At 30.8% G+C, this 2016-nt stretch carries 1 protein-coding gene and 2 pseudogenes; all 3 read right to left on the reverse strand.

From position 1 onward, the window contains the following. Positions 1–383, reverse strand: a pseudogene (locus GBI16_RS19000) (undecaprenyl-phosphate glucose phosphotransferase); the annotation flags it as partial. Positions 384–639: 256 nt separating this feature from the next. Then, entirely contained in the window at positions 640–1434 is a 795-nt protein-coding gene (locus GBI16_RS17965; RefSeq protein WP_151707602.1) for a glycosyltransferase, read from the reverse strand. Between the two features lie 3 nt (positions 1435–1437). Further along, positions 1438–2016: pseudogene (locus GBI16_RS18765) on the reverse strand (glycosyltransferase family 2 protein); the annotation flags it as partial.

A 2016-nucleotide genomic window follows, 5' to 3' on the forward strand; every position in this document is an offset into this window, starting at 1 on the left:
TCATTTGCGCGAATAAAATATTTAAAAAATAATGCATATGCCAATCGAATAAAAACGCGCATCGCAGACATAATAAAAATGACATAAATAAAGTAAGATATAACAATCTGTAGATTTATTTTCCCTAAAAGAAAAAGAACTGGGCTCACCAAAACAACACTTAATAGAATATTTTTAAGACAAAAAATTAATTCATTAAATAGGCTAACACCACGCCATGAGCGATAAAAATCAGTCAAGCCACCAATGAGCTGAAATAAACTGACCACACTCAAAAACATTAAAAGCGTTCTATTATCTACAGGAATATTATTTATTTTAGAAATAAAATAAAAACCCAAATAAATTGCTACAACATCACAAAAACGTTGTAATATTGACACATATGATGCATGTAACCTTGAAGCCATTTTTTGCCTATATTTTGTTTTTCCAGGCTTAATAAAAGTCTATCTTTTATAAAGTGTAAATTAGTTGAAAAGCTCGTTCTTATGAGACACAAGAAGTTACCCCAACCCTATAATTAAAATGATATTATTTACATTTACCACTATACCAAGAATTTAAGTTTCTCAAAGAGCAGTTTGTATAAATTAAGTACTAAATTTTGAAACCAATAGCTACAATTTATAGTAGTATTCACTTTAGTTGCTCAAAACATCTTGAATTCATTCTTCTTCGTCCACTATCGTAACACCATCCCCATTTCCAAAAATATTGCCACGCACTCTTTAAGTGCGCTTTTAATAATATAGGATTTTTATAAGACCCTTGCTCATGTGCGTGCACTACTTGTGCAAATGGATAGTAGATATTTCCAAAGTTATCTGCACATCTCCTTGAAATATCAACATCTTCCATATACATAAAGAAACGTTCGTCAAAACCACCCAGTGTTATAAGTGCTTCAGATCTAAAAAGCATAAAGCATCCATGTAAATAAGGGGCAAAAATAGGTTTTGATAAGCTGAAATCTTTTAGTAAATACTCCCGATCCAACTTTTCAGCGTAACCACGAGAAAAACGCCGAATAAATAAATTGAAAGGTGTAGGTAGTAATCGTGCACCATATTGATTTTCACCATTTTCATAAACTATTTTAGGGAGAAATAATCCTTCAGATCGGCTTTCAGCAAACATGATCAACTTTTCAAATTCTCTTTGATCAAAACGGATATCAGGATTACAAATTAAAAAGAAATCACATTCATTACCATAACCTCTAATAGCAATGTTATGACCAGCCCCAAACCCTAAATTCTTTCCAGAATTAATATAAATGATTTTTTCATGAATAAAGTTTCTTGCCCAATTACTTTCATCGTTATCAATTAAAATAACCTTAGCAATAACCTTAGCTTCAAACAAGCTAATCAATGTAGCTCTTAAATCATCAAATGAGTTCTTGTATATAACTATAGAAGCATAAACAATCAACTAGCGACTCCCTTTATTCATATTTTTTGTGACTGCATCATAGAATGCAGAAAAAAATATTCTTAAATTATTAAATCTTGGAGGAACATAAACAATTAAAAAAGCAAGGTACTGCATTTTATTCAGAATTTGATGATACCGCCAATAAAAATCTAAATCAGAATAAATTGCCAAGTAAAATGCATTTCGTATTATAAAATATTTCCTAAAATCTGAATGAACATTAACATGTTTATTTAATAGAGGAATTTTTATTGATTTATCTCCTATGGAATGGAGCATTTTAACCTGATTTGCAACATAGCAAGAATAACCCTTCTTTTTAGCGCGCATTCCCCACTCTAAATCGACATAATCAATGAATAATTTTTCATCCATTAAGCCTATTTCTCTAATAGCATCAACACTAATTAGGCTACCAGAAGATATAATATGATCTGCCATAGTAAAATCTTCAGATTCCAATGGAGTTGCTTTTATGATCTTAATTCCATCATACCTAACAACTGGAGATACAATATTCGACTTTATATCCCAAAACACAGGCCCAACTGCAGCAACATGATTACCATCATCTAC

It is taken from the genome of Acinetobacter sp. TUM15064 (genome assembly GCF_008980265.1).
Taxonomy (GTDB): domain Bacteria; phylum Pseudomonadota; class Gammaproteobacteria; order Pseudomonadales; family Moraxellaceae; genus Acinetobacter.